We start from the raw sequence: 468 nt of genomic DNA, 5'->3' as shown, positions 1-468 counted from the left end.
AGTGAAGAAAGAAAATATAGGAAATATAGTATCGCCGCAAGTGAAGAAAGAAAATATAGGAAATATAGTATCACCGCAAGTGAAGAAAGAAAATGTAGGGAATATCGTGTCACCGCAAGTGAAGAAAGAAAATGTAGGGAATATAGTATCGCCAAACGTATCGAAAGAAAATGTAGTTATTCCGCAAGTCATACCGCCAAATATTCAAATGCCAAACATCATGCCAATGTTGGATAACAACCAACCACCAAACATTATGCCAATCATGGATAACAACCAACCACCAAACATCATGCCAATCATGGATAATATCCAACCACCAAATATGATGCCAATTATGGATAATATCCAACCACCAAATATGATGCCAATTATGGATAATAATCAAATGCCAAGTATGATGCCGATTATGGATAATAATCAAATGCCAAATATGATGCCGATTATGGATAATAATCAAATGCCAAA

Annotated in this window: 1 pseudogene; it reads left to right on the top strand. The window is 35.0% G+C overall.

The window, feature by feature from the left end:
• Nucleotides 1-468 (top strand): annotated as a pseudogene (locus tag BAQ48_RS09575) (peptigoglycan-binding protein LysM); the annotation flags it as partial.

Origin of the sequence: Bacillus luti (assembly GCF_001884105.1) — a bacterium.
Taxonomy (GTDB): Bacteria; Bacillota; Bacilli; order Bacillales; family Bacillaceae_G; genus Bacillus_A; species Bacillus_A luti.
Note: the sequence above shows the minus strand (reverse complement) of the source record. Positions and strands in the feature narration are given on the sequence as shown.